The organism is Tenacibaculum sp. UWU-22 (assembly GCF_041021355.1).
Taxonomy (GTDB): Bacteria; Bacteroidota; Bacteroidia; order Flavobacteriales; family Flavobacteriaceae; genus Polaribacter.
On sequence record NZ_JBFNGP010000021.1, the window covers coordinates 1 to 1,143 of the forward strand.

1 protein-coding gene is annotated in these 1,143 nt (G+C 44.4%); it reads left to right on the forward strand.

The genetic code is table 11. The annotated features are described in order from the left end of the window. On the forward strand, window positions 1-1,143 hold a 1,143-nt coding region (locus tag AB2B44_RS10600; RefSeq protein WP_369049557.1), incomplete at both ends, for a hypothetical protein.

Below are 1,143 nucleotides of genomic sequence, written 5' to 3' on the forward strand. Positions count from 1 at the left end.
GTCTAACAGGTAGCCCTATAGCTTTATTAGCACCAGGCGCTACAGATGAGGCTTCGTATTCAGGTAGTTATACCTTACAACAAAGTGATGTTGATGCAGGCGGTGTTAGTAATACGGCTAGTGCAACGGGTAACGACCCAAGTGGAGCCGCTGTTTCAGATACCTCAGATGCGGGTACTGATGGCGATAATAATGCGATAGAAAACCCAGAAGGTATAGAAACCCCATTAATGGATGGTACCTTACCGGGCGATGGTACCGCAAATGACCCAACCATAAGTTTAATTACACCAGCCCCAGAGTTACGAGTTGTTAAGAGTGTAAGTGAGGTAACTGACACCAATGGTAATGGCGTAACCGATGCGGGTGATGTAATACACTATAGCTTTACTGTAACCAATATTGGAAACGTAACGTTAACCGATGTTAGCGTAAGCGATCCGTTATTATCAGGAGCGCATGGAAGTTTAGTAGGTAGCCCCATAGCCTCTTTAGCACCAGAGGCAAGTGACACCTCGTATTCAGGCAGTTATACCTTACAACAAAGTGATATTGATGCAGGCGGTGTTAGCAATACCGCAACAGCAAGTGGTACGCCACCGAACAAGCCAGATGGTAGTTCAGCTACGCCAATTACGGCTACTTCAGATACAGGTACTGATGGTGATAATAATGCGATAGAAAATCCAGAAGATGTAGAGAGTCCATTATTAGATGGTACGTTAGCAGATGATGGCACAACAAACGACCCAACGGTAAGTTTAATTACGCCAGCGCCAAAGTTAAGCGTTATCAAGAGCGTAAGCGAAGTGGTTGATACCAATGAGAATGGCTTTACCGATGCAGGTGATGTAATACACTATAGCTTTACGATAACCAATACAGGAAACGTAACGTTAACCGATGTCAGCTTAAGCGACCCATTATTAGAGGGAGATTATGGAAGTTTAGTAGGTAGCCCAATAGCCTCTTTAGCACCAGGGGTAAGTGACACTTCGTATACAGGAAGTTATAACTTACAACAGAGTGATATTAATGAAGGAGGCGTTAGTAATAGTGCAACGGTTAGCGGTAGACCACCGAACAAACCAGATGGCAGTGTTGCTACACCAATTACCGATGTTTCAGATGCGGGTACTGATG